An 18,880-nucleotide genomic window follows, 5' to 3' on the forward strand; every position below is an offset into this window, starting at 1 on the left:
GCTCAATTAGAGCCCTAAAATTTTATATATGAAAGATTTCTTTTACGCTATTCAAGACTTGTTCGTTAATGTATTATTTGCACCTTTTGATGCCTTAAGAGCGTTAGAACTTGATAATTGGTTTGCTGCAAATATCATGTCTTGGATGTTTATGTTGATAGGTTTTGTTGCTTTTACTTATTGGATGATCCAATTAAAAAAGTTTAACGATAACAATGAAGAAGATAAGAGTATTACTTCTCACTCATATCTATAGATCAAAACCAATATCTTTACGATAATACATCTTATCAAAATGTAGTTTCTCAATATTTTGATAAGATTTTTTTATAGCCTCTTGATAGGTTTTACCATAACTGGTTATAGCCATAACGCGTCCGCCTGATGTGACTATTTTATTATCATCACTTAATGTGGCTCCGGCGTGAAAGACTATAGAATCTTGCACTTGATCTAAACCAGTAATTTCCTTCCCCTTTTCGTAAGCCTCTGGATAACCTCCTGAAACCATCATGATAGTTGTAGCTGCACGTTCATCAATTTCAATATCAATTTCGTGTAGTGTTTGGTTTGATATGGCGTTAAAAATTTCAACCAAATCATTTTTAAGTCTTGGTAACACGACTTCCGTTTCTGGATCTCCCATTCTCACATTATACTCAATGACTTTTGGCTCGTTGCCAACTTTTATTAGGCCAATGAAAATAAATCCTTTATACGGTAAATTATCTTTCTTTAATCCATCAATAGTAGGTTTTACAATACGTTCCTCAATTTTATTTAAAAATTCTGGAGTTGCAAATGGCACAGGAGAAATAGCTCCCATACCACCAGTGTTCAATCCCGTATCACCTTCTCCAATGCGCTTATAATCTTTAGCTGTTGGTAAAATTTTATAGCTCTTACCATCAGTTAAAACAAAACAACTTAACTCAATGCCATTCAAAAACTCCTCAATCACAACACGACTACTAGCAGCTCCAAATTTTGAATCTACCAACATATTTCGTAATTCAGTTTTGGCTTCTTCCAAATCATTCAAAATTAAAACCCCTTTTCCTGCTGCCAAGCCATCTGCTTTTAAAACATAAGGTGGGTTTAAAGATTCTAAAAAGGCACATCCATTCTCAACCATATCTTTATCAAATGCTTGATAAGCCGCGGTTGGAATACTATGGCGCATCATAAATTCTTTGGCAAACTGCTTGCTTCCCTCTAATTCGGCTGCGGCTTTTTGAGGTCCTATAACCGGAATGTGTTTTAATTCAAAATCATTTAAAAAGAAATCATGAATACCAAGTACTAGTGGGTCTTCAGGGCCAACAACGACCATGTTTATTTCGTTGGATAGAACTGTCGATTTTATAGCTGGAAAATCCGTTACCTTTAGGTCGATATTAGTCGCTATTTTAGCGGTTCCAGAATTACCAGGAGCAACAAATAGATTTTTACAAATTGTACTTTGGGCTATTTTCCAAGCAAAAGTATGTTCCCTTCCACCGGAACCAAGTATTAGAATATTCATGTTGTTGTTGTTTGGCGCAAAAATAATTGCTTTTGCGGTTAAAAAATAATTAGTTTTGAAAAAAGTATTTGATGTCCATATATAAATCATTTTTAAACAGTATTCTATTGCCTTTCGGTGATATGCTAACAGGTGGATACTATTTAAAATATCTTAACGAATGGAAAAAATACGATACACTTTCCGAAGAAGAATTAATTGCTTTACAAAGTGACCGTTTGAAAGAAATCCTGCATTACGCTCAAGAGCACGTACCATATTATAAAAATATTCATGGTTCAATAATTTCCGATTTTCCAATTTTAACAAAATCAATCTTAAGAGATCAATCTTCGAATCTAGTGTCTGATGAATTCAATATTCAGACTTTAGACAAGCATCATAGTAGTGGTAGTTCAGGCTTACAGTCTTTTACCTATATGTCCAAAGAACATACCTTTTACTTACGAGCATTACAAACGCATTGGTGGACTTGGAGTGGATATCAGGTCGGAGACAATTTGTTGCAATTTGGAATTTCTCAAAAACGAACACTATTAAAAAAACTAAAGGACATATTTTATAGATGCACTTATGTTAAAGCTTTTGGTTTATCCGAAACCGAACTAAAAACCATTCTATTTAAAATGTCCAAAAAGAAACGGGTTTTTGTTGCTGGCTATCCATCCGTAATTAATCAATTGGCTAAAACTGCAATAAAAAATCAGGTAAAATCCAATATTGTTGGTGTCATTTGTTTTGGAGATAAGCTCTTTGATAATTATTATGATAATATAATTGAAGCCTTTGGTTCAAGTTGTAAAATTATAGACACTTATGGTTGTGCTGAAGGACTGCTTATGGCGTGCAAAAGTGATTTAGATTATTACTATACCATGTCTCCACATGTTTATTTGGAAATTGTAGATGATAATGGTAAAGACGTTCCAGATGGAACTATGGGTCATGTTTTAGTTACTTCGCTCACAAACAAAGCCATGCCTTTGATACGCTATAAACTTGGAGATTTAGCTATCAAGATGGAAAACAATAAATACCCCAGCAATAGGCCTTTTAAGTATCCTCTTTTAAAAAAAGTGGTTGGAAGAGAGACCGATATTGTTAAAACTACGAAAGGAATTACCCTCAACATTCACAGTTTTACTGGTGTTTTAGAATATTTCCAAGAAATTAAACAATATAGGATAATTCAAAACAATTTAGAAAGTATTGAAATTGAATATATTGTTGATAAGAACTACAATTTTAATGTTGGCATTTTGGAGAAAATCAAAAACAAACTCAATGCTCTAACAAAAAATTGTCTTACCATAAATTTTGTCGAAGTCACTGAAATACCCTCCACAAAATCAGGAAAACCTCAAATCATAGAATCCAATTTGAAATCTATATAAATGAAAGATCTTCTGATTATAACAAATTATTTTCCTCCAGAAACAGGTGCTGCTTCCAATAGGATATTTCATTTAGCTTCAGGTTTGAAAAAGAACAACTTTAATGTTTCAGTTTTAACGCCTTTACCCAATTACCCAAATGGTAGAATCTTCGAAGATTTTCGTGGAAAATTTAGCTCATCATCCAATGAAAATGGTATTATAGTAAAGCGTCTTTGGATTTTTGCCAGTAACTCAAAGAACCCATTACTGCGTTTATTAGCCATGCTTTCTTATAGTTTTAGCTTGGTTTGGTATTTTCTTTGGAATAAGATTCCAAAAACGGTTATTGTTCAGTCTCCGCCTTTATTAGTAGCGTTCACTTGTGTGTTGTTTTTAAAATCAAAAAATAGAAAATTAATTCTCAATGTCAGCGATCTTTGGCCACTTGCAGGATATGAATTAGGGGTTTTTAAAAAGAATTATGGTTATAAATTACTTGAGAAAATTGAAAGACATAATTATAAAAAAGCCGATTTAATTTTAGGGCAAAGTGAAGAAATATTAAGTCATGTAACCGCTCTTATTCCCGACAAACAAACCTTTTTATATAGGAATTATCCAGATTTTGAAACTCCTCCAAATCTTTTTAAGGTGTCTGAAGGCCAAAAAATCAAACTTGTTTATGCAGGATTGCTAGGTATCGCTCAAGGAATTTATAAACTTTGTCAAGAATTAAACTATGATTCTATTGAATTTCATATTTATGGTGCTGGTGCAGAAAAGGAAAAAATAGAATTGTTCGTTAACGAAAATAAAAGCCTCCCTATTTTCTATCATGGAGAAGTAACCCGAAAACAGCTACATAAAGAGTTATTGGATTATGATCTCGTTATAATTCCATTGCTAAACAGAATTTATGGTTCTGTGCCTTCAAAGATTTTTGAATATGCCAAATTGGGAATGCCTATGTTGTATTTTGGTGGCGGCGAAGGTGAAGATATTATTAAGAAATATCAATTGGGTTGGATTGCTGAATCTGGAAATTATTCAGAGCTTAACAAGCAATTGGGAAGTATTACGAAAAAAGATTTATCTATTGATTTGAGAAAACGTATACTTGAAACTTCATCCGAAATTTTTAATTTTGAAAATCAGTTGAATAAGTTAAAAGAAGTCATTTAATAAGCTTTTTCTTCTCCTTTTATTGTGTTTATAAAAGTTTGTATTATTATTTTTAAATCTAATAAAAGCGACCAGTTTTCAATATAAAAAATGTCGTATTTGACTCTTCCGATAATATCCTTATCTGTTTCAACCTCACCCCTAAAGCCACTTATTTGAGCTAATCCAGTAATGCCTGGCTTCACAAAATGTCTAACCATAAACTTATCTATTTTTTTTGCATACATATTGGTGTGACTGACCATATGAGGTCTCGGGCCCACTACTGACATATCGCCAAATAAGACATTGTAAAATTGAGGTAATTCATCAATACTAGTTTTTCTAATAAACTTACCAATTTTTGTCACTCGCTGGTCACCTCTTGTAGCTTGATATAAGTGCGCATCTTTGTTAGGAGTCATTGATCTAAATTTATAGCAGTCAAATTCCTTATAATTAAATCCGTTTCTGGATTGTTTAAAAAACACAGGGCCTTTGGATTCTAGTTTAATGAAAATTGCCACAATAGGCGTCAACCAAGAAAGAATAAAAATGATAACAAAAGAGGAGAATAAAATATCAAATGCCCTTTTAAAAAACTGATTTACCGAATCCTCTAGAGGAATATCCCTTAATGATAGAATAGGTATATAGTCATAATATTCATATTTCAATTTTTTAGAGTATATATCCTTATTATCAGGTAAAAACTTCAGAATTTTGAGATTATTGTCTGCAAAACTAATTACCTTATCCATTTGACTATTTGATAATTCTGAAATTGAACAATATATCTCATCGATTCTTTCTTTTAGGATGAATTGAAAACATTCATTCAAATCAAATGAATTCTTGTCCTTTAAATTGAATGTTTTTTTGTGTTTGTAACCATATTCTGGATTTTGGTTAAAAAAATTCTCCAAAGCAGTTGTTTGCTTGTTTCTTCCCAATATTACTGTTACTCGGTAGTTGCCTCCTAAAGCGGTTCTATATTTTTGAAGAAGATAATAGAGGGAAAACTTAAATAAACTAATAAACGTAAAAGCTGTTAGTACGTATTTCAGAACAGTGTAGGGGTGAATATTTAATTCATGATTTAGTCCAGAAAAGGCAAACACAAACATTCCAAACAACGCCATCTGCCTAAAAATCAATGCTACAATAGTGATTTCTCGCGTATATCTATATACTTCATAAAAATTTGAGAAAAGAGATAATATAATCCAAGAAATGATTGTTATAGGTACAAATATGATTGGGTCAACTGCTTTTAAGAAAAATAATATTGCCAATGTGTTTAGAATGCTCAAATCAATTAAATACGAAATGAGCCTTAAATAACCCGAATAACCTCCTTGGCCAAATCTATGCATTTATCTCTTAATGTGGTTTGAAAAGTCTTTGTGTTCACTTTTTCTCAACTCTTCCTCTGACAGCCCTTTAAAATAATCAAAGGTTTTTTTCATGCCTTCTTCCCGATCAACTTTAGGTGACCAATCCAAAAGCTTTTTTGCAAGCGATATATCAGGTTGGCGCTGCATAGGATCGTCTTTAGGCAAATCTTTAAATACAACTTTTTGGTCGGTGCCAGTAAGTTTAATTATTTCAAAAGCAAAATCCTTAATCGATATTTCATTTGGATTACCAATATTTACAGGATAAGAATAATCGCTAAACATCAATCTAAAAATTCCTTCAACTTGATCATCTACATAACAAAAAGAACGTGTTTGGGATCCATCTCCAAAAATGGTTAAATCCTCTCCACGCAAAGCTTGTCCCATAAAAGCAGGAATAACCCTGCCGTCATTGAGCCGCATTCTAGGGCCATAAGTATTGAATATTCTAACGATTCTTGTTTCTAAACCATGAAACCTATGATAAGCCATGGTGATAGACTCCTGAAAACGTTTGGCTTCATCATAAACGCCTCTTGGACCAATGGTATTAACATTGCCATAATAGCTTTCGCTTTGAGGATGAACTAATGGGTCTCCATAAACTTCAGAAGTTGAAGCAATTAGTATTCTAGCATTTTTAGCTTTAGCTAAACCCAATAAATTGTGCGTACCCAACGAACCTACTTTTAAAGTTTGTATTGGGATTTTCAAATAGTCTATGGGGCTTGCCGGCGAAGCAAAATGTAATATGTAATCTAGTTCACCATCGATTGAAACAAAGTTTGTTACATCATGATTAATGAACTCGAAATTAGGGTTTTCTAACAAATGATCGATGTTTTTATGATCCCCTGTTATAAAATTATCCATTCCTATTACATAAAATCCTTCAGCTATAAATCTATCGCATAAATGTGATCCTAAAAATCCTGCTGCTCCTGTAATTAAAACTCTTTTCATATTAAGGTCTTCCTATTGAATAATAATCCAATCCATATTCTGCTGGATCTTTAGAATCATAAAGATTCCTGCCATCAAAAATCACTTTATGATTTAGTTTTTCTTTTATTTTATCAAATCTTGGCGTCCTAAATATACTCCATTCTGTACAGATTATTAGTGCATCTGCGTCTTCAAGTGCCTTGTACATATCTGTTGAAAATTCAATTTTATCTCCTAGTTTTCTTTTCACATTTGGCATAGCTTCTGGGTCGAAAGCTTTAATCTTGGCACCTGCATCAAGCAATTCATTGATTATATATAAAGAAGGTGCTTCCCTGATATCGTCAGTTTCCGGTTTAAACGCCAATCCCCAGACTGCAAATGTTTTGTCTTTAACATCATTATTAAAAAATGCATTAATTCTAGGTACCAAAATGGTTTTTTGATTTTGGTTTACATTAATTACCGCATCTAATATCTTAAAATCATAGTTCGAGTCCTTTCCTGATTTATGCAAGGCCTTAACATCTTTTGGAAAACAGGAACCGCCATATCCAATACCTGGAAACAAGAATCTTTTCCCTATTCTGGAATCGGTTCCCATACCAATTCTTACTTTATCTACATCGGCTCCTACTTTATCACAGAAGTTAGCTATTTCGTTCATGAAAGTAATTTTTGTGGCCAAAAATGCATTGGCCGCATATTTTGTGAGCTCCGCAGACCTTTCATCCATGATAATTATCGGATTTCCGGACCTAACAAAAGGCTTATATAGCGTCTGCATAATATCTATTGCTCTTTGAGATGAGGCTCCAACAACAATACGTTCAGGTTTTAAGAAATCATCAACCGCAAATCCTTCTCTTAAAAATTCAGGATTAGAAACAACATCAAAGTCAACCGAGCTATTTTCGGCAATTGCTTCCTTTACTTTATCAGATGTTCCAACTGGAACGGTGCTTTTATCAACTATAACCTTATACTCGGTCATTAATTTTCCTATGTCTTTAGCAACACCAAGAATATATTTAAGATCGGCAGATCCATCTTCGTCTTCTGGTGTAGGAAGAGCCAAAAAAATAACCTCACCATGGTCAAGACCCTCTTGAAGTGATGTGGTAAACTTTAGCCTATTGGCCTTAATGTTTCTTTCAAACAAAACATCCAAATGTGGCTCATAAATTGGAACCTCTCCGTTTTGCATTTTTTTTACCTTCTGTTCGTCAATGTCAACACAAAGTACTTCATTGCCAGTTTCGGCCAAACATGTACCAGTAACCAAGCCTACATAGCCTGTTCCTATAACAGATATTTTCATATTATGAATTTAATTTTTTGTAAAAATAGAAAACCATTTCAAGATTATGTCGTAAATATAATACTTGTTACAATGTATTTTGAATAATTAAGCCTAACTTTGTCATAAATCAGGTATCGAGTAAATGAATGAAAACATATAAGATTATAGAGTTTTTCTTGTCAAAAATTAAAAAAGAAAAACACACTTTATCTTACCCCTTTTCATTACGGGAGTTCTTAACGATTATGTCATCAAAAGGCACCTCTGCCATTCGAGGGGTTTTTCTAATTAAGCCATTTTTAAAAAAGTCTAAAGGAATTGTTTTTGCCGAAAGTGGTGCAAGAATACAATTTGGGCATAAGATTAAAGCTGGTAGTGGTCTAAATTTAATGAAAAACTCTTTGATTAATGCATTAAGTTATGACGGTGTTACAATTGGTGATAATTTCACGTTAGGTAAGTACGCTGTTATAGAATGTACTGGTGTATTAAGAAACGTTGGAAGTTCTTTAAAAATTGGAAACAATGTTGGTATCAATCATTATTGTTTTATTGGTGTAAGAGGTGATATTGAAATTGGTGATAATGTTATTTTTGGTCCTAGAGTCAATATTTTTTCAGAAAATCATAATTTTGAAGACATTGATGTACCCATAAAAAACCAAGGCGTTACAAAAGGAAAAACCATAGTTGGTAATGATGTTTGGATTGGAGCCAATGTATCCATTATGTCTGGAGTAAAAATTGGAGATGGCTGTGTTATAGCTGCTGGAGCAGTTGTTACCAAGGACATCCCTGCGTTTTCAATCATTGGGGGTGTACCTGCAAAAATTATAAAAAATAGAAAAGAAAATTATGAGTAAAGCTAAATTACCTACGGATGTTTCCATTATTACAACTTACAGATGCAATATGGCCTGTAAGATGTGTGATATTTGGAGAAACCCAACAGATAAAAACAAGGAAATTACTGCCGAAGATTTAGAACGCTTACCTAATTTTAAATTCACTAACATTACTGGTGGTGAGCCCTTTATGCGTAAAGATATAGAGGATATCATTGAAGTTATGTACCGCAAAAGTGATCGTGTGGTTATTTCTACCGCAGGTTGGCATACCAACAAAATTGTGAAAATGGCAGAACGCTTTCCAAATATTGGTGTCCGTGTGAGTTTGGAAGGGATGCAAGAAATTAACAACGACCTTCGTGGACGCGAAACAGGCTTTCAACGTGGACTTAAAACTCTCAAGGATTTGCGTGCCATGGGTATTAAGGATGTTGGTTTTGGAATGACGGTTTCTAACTATAATTCACATGATTTATTGAATCTTTATGATTTAAGTAACGAACTTAAAATGGAGTTTGCTACGGCAACATTTCACAACTCTTTTTACTTTCATAAAGACGACAACTTTGTAACCAACAAAGATGTGGTTATTGAAAACTTTGAAAAGCTTATTGATAAGCTGCTACAATCTAACAATCCGAAAAGCTGGTACAGAGCCTTCTTTAATTTAGGTCTTATTAACTACATAAAAGGCGGTAAACGTATGTTGCCTTGTGAAGCAGGAACAGTAAATTTCTTTATAGAACCTTATGGTGATGTTTACCCTTGTAATGGACTAGAAGAAAAATACTGGAAAGAAAGTATGGGTAATATTCGAGACTTTGATTCTTTTGAAGACTTATGGTACAGTGAACAGGCCGAAAAAGTACGTGGATTGGTAAGAACCTGCCCTAAAAACTGTTGGATGGTGGGTACTGCAGCTCCTGTAATGAAAAAATACATACAACACCCAACCAAATGGGTGGTAAAAAACAAAATTAAAAGCATGCTAGGCAAACCTGTTTGCAAGGACCACATACCACATTACGATGTTGGTCAAGATCCTCTGCAAGGTGATTTGAGGGTTCCTGAAAAATCCAAATAAAACATTGTTGCTTTTAATTTTTTAGAAATTATTGAATTAACATGAGGATAACTGTCCTTGGCACACGTGGTATTCCCAGTATATTGGGTGGTGTTGAAACACATTGCGAACACTTGTACCCACGCATTGTTGAAGAGGGACATCGGGTAACCATTATCACCCGAAAACCTTATGTGGCTGACTCATCCATAACAACTTACAAAGGGATAAAGCTTAAACATTTATATGCTCCCAAGCTAAAATCTGTTGAAGCTATTACCCACACCTTGCTAGGCGTTTTTTACGCAGCTATAAAAAGACCTGATATTCTACATATTCATGCTGTAGGTCCAATGATTTTAACTCCTGTAGCTAGATTATTTGGGTTAAAAGTTGTTGTGACCAACCATGGTCCTGACTATGACAGACAAAAGTGGGGCAAACTTGCCAAGGCCATGCTTAAAATGGGTGAACGGTTAGGAACAAGATTTGCAAATCAAGTAATTGTTATTTCTAATGTTATCAAATCCATTTTAAAGGAAAAATACCATCGTAATGATTGTAATCTAATATATAATGGTGTTATCATTCCCCAGATAACTACCCGAACGAATTATATTTCAAGCCTGGGATTAGAACCTGATAACTATATCATTGCTGTGGGCCGATTTGTTGAAGAAAAAGGATTTCACGATCTCATAGATGCCTATATTAGGAGTAACATTCAACAGAAATTGGTTTTAGTTGGTGATGCAGATCATGAAACTAAATACAGCCAATCTCTAAAGGAAAAGAGCATTGCTAATAATATTGTTCTAACGGGTTTTATAAAAGGAGCGGAACTCAATGAGGTCTTTTCTCATGCCAAACTGTTTGTAATGCCTTCCTATCATGAAGGGCTTCCTATAGCCCTACTGGAGGCATTAAGTTATAATTTAAATGTGTTGGTGAGCGATATCCCGGCAAATCTTGAAGTGAATTTACCAAATGAAAATTATTTCAAAACAGGTGATGTAGAGGAATTGAGCTCCAAACTTCGTTCAAAGCTAAATGACAATCTTATAAAAAGAGATTATTCACAACTTCTTCAAGCAAAATACAATTGGGATATAATTGCCAAAGATGTTATTAGAGTTTACGAAAAGGTACTCTAAAATAAACTTTTACAACTGACCTATAATTGATATCAACCGGAATATCAATTCTTCAAAGTCATCATTTAAATCAAAATAGGCCTCTGTATCTTGGTCTTTTTTTAACCTTGCTAAAACTTCATGAGTTTCTTCTTTTAGGTTTTCTCTTGTTAGAGAATCATCTGAAACAGATTCAAATTTAGCCTCTAGAGCTTCGACTTCTTCAGTATATATGTTAATAATATCCATGTGTAAATTTTTAAACCTTAAACAAAGAACAAAAATAAAATATTCTAAAAACTAATCAGGTTCTTTTTTATAAAAGCATGTTCCAGATTATTGGCCTCTTTGGATGATGAAGAACATCCATGGCCATCGCATGGATCTATATATATGTTTTTGTTTTTGTTTTTTATTGAATTAAACAGCTTAACAGTAGTCTCTTTTGGAGTAATAGTATCCGTTTCTTGAGTTCTCATAAATACTGGCACATTAATATTATCAGCAAAATTTAATGCATCAAAATAAGATAATGTTTCGTGGAGCTCTTCCAACTTCCATTCTTTCATTTTAGCTTCGTGAATCCAAATTTTCATTGGCCATTTGGTTTTATCATAGTTCAACATATCGGTTAGAAAAGGAAAATTAGAAATACACATTGTTACTTTAGGGTTTAATGCTGTTGCCGCAATCGCCAATGCGCCTCCTTGGCTACCTCCTTTAACAATAATATTACCATCTCCTTCAGGAATGGTATGAGCATAATCTACAATTTTTACAGCATCCAAATAGGCGCCTTTGTAAATAAAGGTATTCTTATCTTCTAATCCTTTGGTCAAATATCCCTTAAATTTTATTTTATCCGTACTTAATCCTTGACCTCTTATATCTACAACAATATTAATATGGTCCTTTTGAGAGAGAAACCATTTTTTTGAAGGTTCATCTTTATTTGGATTGCCTTTTCCAAATCCAAAAAAATTAATAAATACAGGATATTTTCCGGGTTTTTTTGGAATAGATACCCAAGCATAAATAGTGATATCTTGATAGGATTCTATAGCCTTTAATGAAAGTTCCTTGCTGCCTAAAACGGTGTCTTTTATAGTCCTAACTTCTATTTCATTCCCAAGTTCACTTACAGATGTCTTCCAGAACTCATCAAAATCCGCAGGTTTTTGTACTGGTTTATAACAAGAAGAAATATTAAATAAAATAAAGAATAGTAAGAGCTTAAATAGTTTCATTCGTTTTAAAGCTTTCGGTTAACAATAAGGGAATTAATACAGCATAGATTTGTACCCCATACTGCCTATCCAAAATACATTCCACCGTAGAAAATAAAAAAATAATTATAAAAATAACATGAGCAAATTTGCTTTGTAATTTCAGATTTTTTAGATAAATCATAAATGCTATTAAAAGGATTACAATTCCAAAAATGCCGTTTGTAAGATAAAACTCTATAGGTTGACTATGCGGATTAAATCCGTAGGTTCCTAAAGCGGCTTCTGAATAATTTTCTGCAAAATAAACATCCTTTTTATCCTTATAAAAATCGCCAATCCCTATTCCAAAATAATAACTTTGAGTTTTATCAACCGCTTCAAAAGTATTACTCCAAAGTTTTAATCTTGGCGATTTGTCATAATCCAGACTTCTTTGAAATTTGTTCAAAACACTTTTGTTAAATAACAAAAAGGTGGAAGATAATATAGCGATAGCAATAAATGATAAGACAAATTGTTTTCGTGAAAAATGAGAGTACAAATAAAAACAAGCCGCCAAAAAATAGGAAATGTAAACTATTCGTGATGTGGTTAACACAATTGCAAGAGTAAATAATAATACAACCAACCATTTAAATAGCTTGTTAGAAATAATTTGATACTCAAGAACCGATAGGAGAGCAATTAAAACTAATACCCCAAAATAAGGGTGTTGTATGATTGTAATGAAATGGACAAAATCAGTTTTAAATAAAATATCCTGATCAAAATACTTTACACCATTATAAAATGTCACACCACAAGCAATCAGAGAGGCAACAACCAATAATTTAAATCCATTTATAATCTGGGGTTTTTCGATTTTAAGGCTTAATAACATGAAAGGAACTACGATAATAGGTAGTCTTAAATTTAGATATCTTAACCCACTGATAATGGCTTCAGAATTAAAAAAGGAAATTACAGTTAACAAATACGGCACTACGCAAACCATGTATAATTTCCAATTAATTGCCTTCAAAGTGATTTCACCATTAAGATATCCAATTACAAAGAATGCCCCAGCTATACCCAAGAGAATATTCGATAAAGCAAATGAAAAAAATGCCATGCTTAAATAGAGCATCAAAGTGACAAAAACGGCCTCGTTGAGGTTTATATTTTTTATAGTTTTGCCGACTGCTTTCACTTTTCTAACAGTTTTTTATAAACCTTCAAAATTTTCTTTATATGTATGTCCTTGGATAAATACTTAGAATAGTATTCCAAAATATTTTTCTTCATTTCTGATGTGGTAATTTTATCTATTTCTAGTAATTTAGTTTTTGCCTCCTCAAAATTAGAGAAATCTAACAGCCATCCTGTTTTACCATCATCAATTAAATCTTTAAACCCACTATGATTTGAACCTATTACAGGAGTGTTAAGTGCAAAGGATTCAATAATAGTCATTGGGCAATTTTCGAACCATTTTGAGGGTTGAATCACATATTTTGCCTCCTCTACAAAACCAAAAAGTTCTGAACCATATTTCGGACCTACAAATTCAATATTATCAATAGATTTAATTTTCATTGCAACCTCATCCTCTAATGGACCTTTTCCAATTAAAACCAACCTAAATTGAGTATCCTTAAATAATTCAATAAGTTCGAGAACACCTTTTTCTTCTGAAATCCTGCCAAAGTACAAATAATAATTTTTGCTATTCACACCGCTGTTTGGATCAACAATATCAGTAAAATTAGGTATTACAGTAATGTCTTTCTTTATGCGTTTTTTAACTAGTTCTGCCAAAAAATTACTTGGGCTAATGTAAAAATCAATATGTTTTTCATAATATCCCAAAGAATGATACAACATGCTCTCTGCTGCTCCAATAGTGCTTTTAAGAATAGAGCCATCAAAACACTTATCTTTTATACAGTTAAAAAAAGAGCCTTCTACACACTTTGTACAAACTTCATTTCTTTGAAAATTGAAAAGCCTGTGATAGGGGCATATCATCTGACTATCATGTATAGTCTGAACAATTGGGATTCGTCGTTTCTTTATTTCAGGAAGAATACTTGGAGATAGTTGAAAATTATAATTGTGTATATGAACAATATCGGGTTTAAAAGCGTCTAAAACTTTTCCTATTTTTTTTCTGTTGCTACTTGAATATATTGTTCCGGCAATAGATTTAACTTTAGCTATTGCTCCTTGTTTATTATAATCAACCGTGTCAGCCAAAAGTTCTTTAGGAAAATCATTCACATCATTATCATCAGCATGCATCCCCCAATATTTGACCTCAATGTTATTGTCTTTTAAGGCTTTGGAAAGTTGGAACATATAAGTTTCTGCTCCACCAACTGTTTTAAGAAATTTATTTATTTGTAATACTTTCACGAGAATTGACAGTGTTCATTACCAACGCAAAATAAGCAAACATCACCACAGCTCTTTGTTGAGAAAATATGGAGTCAGATGTACTGTCTATTAATAACAGTAATAGTCCCAAAATTAAGCTCAAATGAGTAAAATAAGATGTATTGGCGATATTTGATTTTACATTATTTAAAAATAGCATTAAATAATTATAAACTATAAAAAACATACTGATTAAACCAAAATATCCAAATTGCCCCAATACCATGGGCCAATATTGATCGGCTACAAAATTCCAATAGGATCTTTTTATGCCATATACATTACTGATACCATACAAATCATAAACCCATGAGTAATACGCACCCGAATAGTACGAAGAAAAGGTTCCAAATCCGGTACCTAAAGGAAAATAATCAAAGCCAATAATAAAACTATAATATAAAATCACTGCACGAGACCAGGCCTCATCAATGTTTTCAAAAGAAAAATACAATTTAATTTTTTCTCTAAATAGAAATGCTAATACTGTTAATAACAATGCAATTGACCATAAAAAAACTGGTTTTGGTGTTTTAATTAGTTTTTTCCCTTGGAATAATAATATTATAACGAAAAAGACAAAGCCAAAATATTTGACTCTTAATGATAAAGCTCCAATGAATAACACAAAAAACAACAAACCAAGTCGTTGTTTTTGATATTTAGATAAAAGTAGAAGAAAAATAAATGAAAACGCGAAAGCATATCTCGAGGTATGCTTGAAAAACAATTCTATGGATTGAATACTAAACCTGTTTTCTCTGGGATAAATTTCAAATGCAATATCTAGAACAATAATAAAAACGAGAATATAAAATGCCTTTTGGGCGTAACTAGTGATTTTATCTAATACTGTACTAGATGACATTGAGTCGCTCAAAAATCGAATTGCAAAATAAACAACAAAAGCTTTTGTCACGTTAATGGCATCTGCAAATATTGCGACAGCATTTGTGCAATACCCTTTATAACAAGTATAGGCATTTGAAAGAAATCCGATAAATATAATTAGGATAAGCGACAGTATAATAAAATATTCTTTTCTAAATAACCTAAACCTCTGTTTGATGATTATTTGATAACTAATTACAAAGAAAGACAGCAATCCTAGAAACTCATCAAAAAAACCAAGTAGCCTTGAGAAGGCGTCATACAAGAAAACTAAAAATAAAATAGCAAATATTAATATGCTTTCTATTAGACTTGACTTTTTTATTTTCAGAACCATCTGTTATTGTTGTTTTCCAAATCAATTATTATGCTCTGGCATATCACCCACTTTTATAGTCTTTGTAGCTTCACCTTTTCTTAAAGCTCTCCAAAAAGCTATTCTCACTTTTATTAATTCAATAAGTCTCTTGGGTAATCCAATCGCCAAATCAATACCCGTCCAAATGAAGGTTAATAGCTTTCTGTCATTCTTTATCAGATCATAATTATAATCTATAAGTGAATGTCCGGCCATAGCTTGATAAATTAGTTGTTCTTTTTTTGTCAAATTACGTTTCCATTTATCAGTATTTTTATTGTCTATTGCCTTAAAAATTAGCTCTGAATGATGCTTTCCAATATATTTATTACTAGAAAGATGAAAGTCTATCATTGATTGTTCAAAATCAATTTTTAAAAAATCGCTAATTTCCTTGAGATGAAATTCTGGTTTTTGAACCAAATCTTCATATCTAATCAAATAAATTTTGTCTTTAGGTATTTTTCTTAATGAACGTTCTACTAAACCATGTTTTATCTTCCAGTCTAATGCCATTACCGCTGGATGCGATTTTGATGGGTCCATTTTACGCCAACTGTAAAATACATCTCTCCCATCCCTTACTATATGAATAAATTTTGCTTTTGGAAACAAATCATAAAGTAATTCCATTGAGCCAAAAAACAAACTTTTATCTCCCCATTTTTTCTTCTGTTCATGTTGAGCATAGGAAGAATATATGATTTCCATCAATTCTTTGACTGTTATGGATTTCTTTTCTGAAATAGCATTTAAAATATCTTTTTTGTCGAAATTCCATAATTGGAATTGTTCATTCTCTCTTAAATATGAAACTAATTTCTCTTTTTTTTTGCCTCTAATTTTCCGATTTACCCAACTTCTTTTTAGTATAGGTTTCAAGAAACTAGCCTCTTCTGGAATTGCTATTTCAGAATGTGCATTTAACAATAATCGCAAAAGTGTTGTTCCAGACCTCTGAACTCCAACTATAAAAAAAGGGATGTTATTGTTGCTTTCTATTTCCAATTTTCGAGATTTCGATTCAATAATTTTTCTAATTTGACAATATCCTCTTTAAAAAAAGAATTTAAAAGTTTTTTTTCCTCTAAAAACTTAATGTTATCATTTTTTGTTAAAGACCCTGCTTTTTTGGGTTTAGTATTCCAGTTTAAAAAAGCTAACTTTAAGTTTGTTCGTTTATGAACAGGTAAAATTGGATCAATAAATCTATCAATAAAAAACTTCTTAATATTGCTTTGGTTATATAATAAATTATGCATCCATTTATGCTTTACTTCTCCTGTCACATTAACTTTCTTAAGCTCTGCTTTAAATTGTTCATCAACTTCCAAAAACCTAAAAATACTTTGCAATACATTATACGGGTTCTCTTGCAAATCTTCATAAAATAATACCAGAACTTGATCTTTTTCGAATATTGAAAAAATATATTCTAACTGCTCTGCATATAACCCATGTGCCTTGTAGGTAAAGTTGTTTTTCTCTCTTTGACTTCCATTTGCTCTGTCTTTCTCTTTATACAATGCTTCCTTAAAAGAAAGTCTTTCTAAATTTAACTTTTTAAAATAATTGTAAGCTGAAATAGCTCTATCTGTCGGGTTTCGAAGTACGCAAATTAATTTTGCCTTGGGATTAAAAGAATATATGTTTTTTATTGCCTCTGGGTAAAACATATAATTCACATAGCCCTGAAGAATGATTTTTTGAAAATTGTATCCTTCTCTGTAATATTCTTTCTGAAAAGCCATGATTTCCTTTTTTGAATGATTGTTTTCTAAAAAAAAGGGATGGTCTTTTAAAGAACTTGGACCACAAATTTCAGGGTGTTGTGACATCCAATAATATAGCGAAGAAGTGGCAGCTTTTTGTGCTCCAATAATAAATGTATTCGGTTTTACCATATATCTTTAATGGAATGAAAAATAACTTTTAATTTTTAGTTTTTTCTTCAAATAAAAAGCCCCTGCTAAATTCCAAAAAGCAATACTAATCACAGTTGATATTGCAGCGCCTAAAGCCCCATAAACAGGGGTCAGTAAAAAATTTAACACTAAATTAATTATAAGCGCAATAAAAACAATGTTTTGATATTTTTTTTGATAACCTGTCATTTGCAAAATTATCCCAACGGACCCTGAAAACGAATTTACTACCTGACCAATGCATAAAATAATTAAAACTAGACTACCAGACACAAACGCATCGCCGAAGGTGCCTAAAATAAATCGATGAAAAATCAAAATTACAATTACTATTACGGTTGTTATAATAAAATTAAGTTTTGTAGAAAAGCGTATTAAATTTTCAAACTTATTCTTTTCATTGAGTTTATAATAAGTTGCTATTTTAGGGGCAAGGATAGAATTAATGGCCTGAAGTGAAAAACTTGTAATCATAGCAATTTTCAAAGCAACATTATAAACCCCTATCGTCTCATCTGATGCATATATTCCTAATACTAATGTGTCAGACCATCCTAGAAATACTATAATGGCACCAGAAAACATCATTGGAATAGCATCTTTAATAAAAATCCAAGAATTTGAATTCGTTTTAAATCTTATATTCTCAAATTCTCTCATTACCAAATAGAAGCTATAAACTGCTAAAAAAAGAACACCAAAAAAATGCGCCCTTATAGCATTTAAGCTATCATTTGATTGATAGATTAATAATATAAAGATTACAAGTGAAAACAAAAACCTCCCTGGGTTATTGAAAAAGGCAAATAAATTGTTCTTTTTAATAGATCTAAAAAACCCTGCACAAATCAAAACGACGGACCAAAAAGGAATGGTTAAGCACACCCAAAAAATATATGGGATTAATTGGGGCTTACCAAACAAGTCAACACAAATAAGATTTTTAAAACCAAACAAAGTAATGGAAATTAGTGACGAGAAAATTATTGCCTTGAACAAAACTTTTAAAAATATTCCGGAATCAAAACTATTTTCCTCCAACGAGAAAAATGGTATCAAATTCATATCAATCCCCAATCGACCAAAAATACTCAAGCACATTAATAATGTAAAGCTTAATGAAACTAAACCATTAACTTCTGCTCCATATTCATGAGCGATAATATAAGTAAAAATATATCCAGCTATTATTCCTAAAACACGAAGTAGTAAAAAGTTAAATCCTTTGTCAACAATTTCTTTAAAGTCTTTGTCGAGTAGATTTTTATAGAAATTATAAAGTGTTTTGATAACCCTTTGAATTAAAAT

17 protein-coding genes and 1 pseudogene are annotated in these 18,880 nt (G+C 32.1%); 6 read left to right on the top strand and 12 right to left on the bottom strand.

Features of this window, described 5'->3' with window-relative positions:
- Positions 1-28: 28 nt before the first annotated feature.
- Positions 29-256, top strand: coding sequence for a DUF6341 family protein (locus C1T31_RS01100; RefSeq protein WP_103050619.1), 228 nt, complete (start codon positions 29-31; stop codon positions 254-256).
- Here the strand turns inward: C1T31_RS01100 and purD are convergent.
- On the bottom strand, positions 251-1,525 hold the full coding sequence (gene purD / locus C1T31_RS01105) for a phosphoribosylamine--glycine ligase (RefSeq protein WP_103051280.1): 1,275 nt from the start codon (positions 1,523-1,525) through the stop codon (positions 251-253). The two genes, C1T31_RS01100 and purD, sit on opposite strands and share 6 nt — an antisense overlap.
- A 71-nt stretch (positions 1,526-1,596) precedes the next feature.
- Between purD and C1T31_RS01110 the strand changes: the two genes are divergently transcribed.
- Both C1T31_RS01110 and C1T31_RS01115 read left to right on the top strand, forming a co-directional pair.
- Positions 1,597-2,919 (top strand): AMP-binding protein, encoded by a 1,323-nt coding sequence (locus tag C1T31_RS01110; RefSeq protein ID WP_103050620.1) that lies wholly within the window; start codon positions 1,597-1,599, stop codon positions 2,917-2,919.
- On the top strand, positions 2,920-4,083 hold the full coding sequence (locus tag C1T31_RS01115; protein WP_103050621.1) for a glycosyltransferase family 4 protein: 1,164 nt from the start codon (positions 2,920-2,922) through the stop codon (positions 4,081-4,083).
- Here the strand turns inward: C1T31_RS01115 and C1T31_RS01120 are convergent.
- The 3 genes from C1T31_RS01120 to C1T31_RS01130 are packed head-to-tail and all read right to left on the bottom strand — an operon-like array spanning position 4,080 to position 7,728.
- Positions 4,080-5,438 carry an exopolysaccharide biosynthesis polyprenyl glycosylphosphotransferase gene (locus C1T31_RS01120; RefSeq protein ID WP_103050622.1) on the bottom strand — a complete coding sequence of 453 codons (1,359 nt, stop codon included), beginning with the start codon at positions 5,436-5,438 and terminating at the stop codon, positions 4,080-4,082. The two genes, C1T31_RS01115 and C1T31_RS01120, sit on opposite strands and share 4 nt — an antisense overlap.
- Entirely contained in the window at positions 5,439-6,425 is a 987-nt protein-coding gene (locus tag C1T31_RS01125; RefSeq protein WP_103050623.1) for a UDP-glucuronic acid decarboxylase family protein, read from the bottom strand. It lies immediately after the preceding gene.
- A gap of 1 nt (position 6,426) precedes the next feature.
- Positions 6,427-7,728, bottom strand: a complete 1,302-nt coding sequence (locus tag C1T31_RS01130) for a UDP-glucose dehydrogenase family protein (RefSeq protein WP_103050624.1) — start codon at positions 7,726-7,728, stop codon at positions 6,427-6,429.
- Positions 7,729-8,384: 656 nt separating this feature from the next.
- Here C1T31_RS01130 and C1T31_RS14230 point away from each other — a divergent pair.
- The 3 genes and pseudogenes from C1T31_RS14230 to C1T31_RS01145 form a co-directional block, all read left to right on the top strand.
- Positions 8,385-8,564: pseudogene (locus tag C1T31_RS14230) on the top strand (DapH/DapD/GlmU-related protein); the annotation flags it as partial.
- A 1-nt stretch (position 8,565) separates the two neighbouring features.
- Positions 8,566-9,642 carry a radical SAM protein gene (locus tag C1T31_RS01140; protein ID WP_103050626.1) on the top strand — a complete coding sequence of 359 codons (1,077 nt, stop codon included), beginning with the start codon at positions 8,566-8,568 and terminating at the stop codon, positions 9,640-9,642.
- 41 nt (positions 9,643-9,683) lie between these two features.
- Entirely contained in the window at positions 9,684-10,775 is a 1,092-nt protein-coding gene (locus C1T31_RS01145) for a glycosyltransferase family 4 protein (RefSeq protein ID WP_103050627.1), read from the top strand.
- A gap of 9 nt (positions 10,776-10,784) precedes the next feature.
- Here the strand turns inward: C1T31_RS01145 and C1T31_RS01150 are convergent, their stop codons facing one another.
- The 8 genes from C1T31_RS01150 to C1T31_RS01185 all read right to left on the bottom strand — a co-directional run bounded on the left by C1T31_RS01150 (position 10,785) and on the right by C1T31_RS01185 (position 18,880).
- Complete coding sequence (locus C1T31_RS01150) at positions 10,785-11,003, bottom strand: hypothetical protein (protein ID WP_103050628.1); 219 nt, start codon at positions 11,001-11,003, stop codon at positions 10,785-10,787.
- Positions 11,004-11,047: 44 nt separating this feature from the next.
- A complete protein-coding gene (locus tag C1T31_RS01155) occupies positions 11,048-12,001 on the bottom strand; it encodes an acetylxylan esterase (protein ID WP_103050629.1) in 954 nt (317 codons plus the stop codon).
- The gene (locus C1T31_RS01160) at positions 11,988-13,094 is read right to left on the bottom strand and encodes an O-antigen ligase family protein (protein ID WP_165780057.1); all 1,107 of its coding nucleotides are present in this window, start codon (positions 13,092-13,094) and stop codon (positions 11,988-11,990) included. The genes C1T31_RS01155 and C1T31_RS01160 overlap by 14 nt, the downstream gene beginning before the upstream one ends.
- A 74-nt stretch (positions 13,095-13,168) precedes the next feature.
- Positions 13,169-14,377 (bottom strand): glycosyltransferase family 4 protein, encoded by a 1,209-nt coding sequence (locus C1T31_RS01165; RefSeq protein WP_103050631.1) that lies wholly within the window; start codon positions 14,375-14,377, stop codon positions 13,169-13,171.
- Positions 14,355-15,266 carry a hypothetical protein gene (locus tag C1T31_RS01170; RefSeq protein WP_103050632.1) on the bottom strand — a complete coding sequence of 304 codons (912 nt, stop codon included), beginning with the start codon at positions 15,264-15,266 and terminating at the stop codon, positions 14,355-14,357. Before C1T31_RS01170 ends, C1T31_RS01165 begins: the two co-directional genes overlap by 23 nt.
- Positions 15,267-15,647: 381 nt before the next feature.
- The gene (locus C1T31_RS01175) at positions 15,648-16,655 is read right to left on the bottom strand and encodes a sulfotransferase family protein (protein WP_165780058.1); all 1,008 of its coding nucleotides are present in this window, start codon (positions 16,653-16,655) and stop codon (positions 15,648-15,650) included.
- Positions 16,646-17,551 (bottom strand): sulfotransferase family protein, encoded by a 906-nt coding sequence (locus C1T31_RS01180; RefSeq protein ID WP_103050634.1) that lies wholly within the window; start codon positions 17,549-17,551, stop codon positions 16,646-16,648. Before C1T31_RS01180 ends, C1T31_RS01175 begins: the two co-directional genes overlap by 10 nt.
- A 6-nt stretch (positions 17,552-17,557) precedes the next feature.
- Entirely contained in the window at positions 17,558-18,880 is a 1,323-nt protein-coding gene (locus C1T31_RS01185; RefSeq protein ID WP_103050635.1) for a flippase, read from the bottom strand.

This window comes from Hanstruepera neustonica (assembly GCF_002895005.1).
GTDB classification, from domain to species: domain Bacteria; phylum Bacteroidota; class Bacteroidia; order Flavobacteriales; family Flavobacteriaceae; genus Hanstruepera; species Hanstruepera neustonica.

Bases quoted from the DNA above. Each gene is read 5' to 3' on its own strand.
- C1T31_RS01100 (WP_103050619.1), top strand. From the start codon at position 29: ATGAAAGATTTCTTTTACGCTATTCAAGACTTGTTCGTTAATGTATTA.
- purD (WP_103051280.1), bottom strand. From the start codon at position 1,525: ATGAATATTCTAATACTTGGTTCCGGTGGAAGGGAACATACTTTTGCT.
- C1T31_RS01110 (WP_103050620.1), top strand. From the start codon at position 1,597: ATGTCCATATATAAATCATTTTTAAACAGTATTCTATTGCCTTTCGGT.
- C1T31_RS01115 (WP_103050621.1), top strand. From the start codon at position 2,920: ATGAAAGATCTTCTGATTATAACAAATTATTTTCCTCCAGAAACAGGT.
- C1T31_RS01120 (WP_103050622.1), bottom strand. From the start codon at position 5,438: ATGCATAGATTTGGCCAAGGAGGTTATTCGGGTTATTTAAGGCTCATT.
- C1T31_RS01125 (WP_103050623.1), bottom strand. From the start codon at position 6,425: ATGAAAAGAGTTTTAATTACAGGAGCAGCAGGATTTTTAGGATCACAT.
- C1T31_RS01130 (WP_103050624.1), bottom strand. From the start codon at position 7,728: ATGAAAATATCTGTTATAGGAACAGGCTATGTAGGCTTGGTTACTGGT.
- C1T31_RS01140 (WP_103050626.1), top strand. From the start codon at position 8,566: ATGAGTAAAGCTAAATTACCTACGGATGTTTCCATTATTACAACTTAC.
- C1T31_RS01145 (WP_103050627.1), top strand. From the start codon at position 9,684: ATGAGGATAACTGTCCTTGGCACACGTGGTATTCCCAGTATATTGGGT.
- C1T31_RS01150 (WP_103050628.1), bottom strand. From the start codon at position 11,003: ATGGATATTATTAACATATATACTGAAGAAGTCGAAGCTCTAGAGGCT.
- C1T31_RS01155 (WP_103050629.1), bottom strand. From the start codon at position 12,001: ATGAAACTATTTAAGCTCTTACTATTCTTTATTTTATTTAATATTTCT.
- C1T31_RS01160 (WP_165780057.1), bottom strand. From the start codon at position 13,094: ATGGCATTTTTTTCATTTGCTTTATCGAATATTCTCTTGGGTATAGCT.
- C1T31_RS01170 (WP_103050632.1), bottom strand. From the start codon at position 15,266: ATGTCATCTAGTACAGTATTAGATAAAATCACTAGTTACGCCCAAAAG.
- C1T31_RS01180 (WP_103050634.1), bottom strand. From the start codon at position 17,551: ATGGTAAAACCGAATACATTTATTATTGGAGCACAAAAAGCTGCCACT.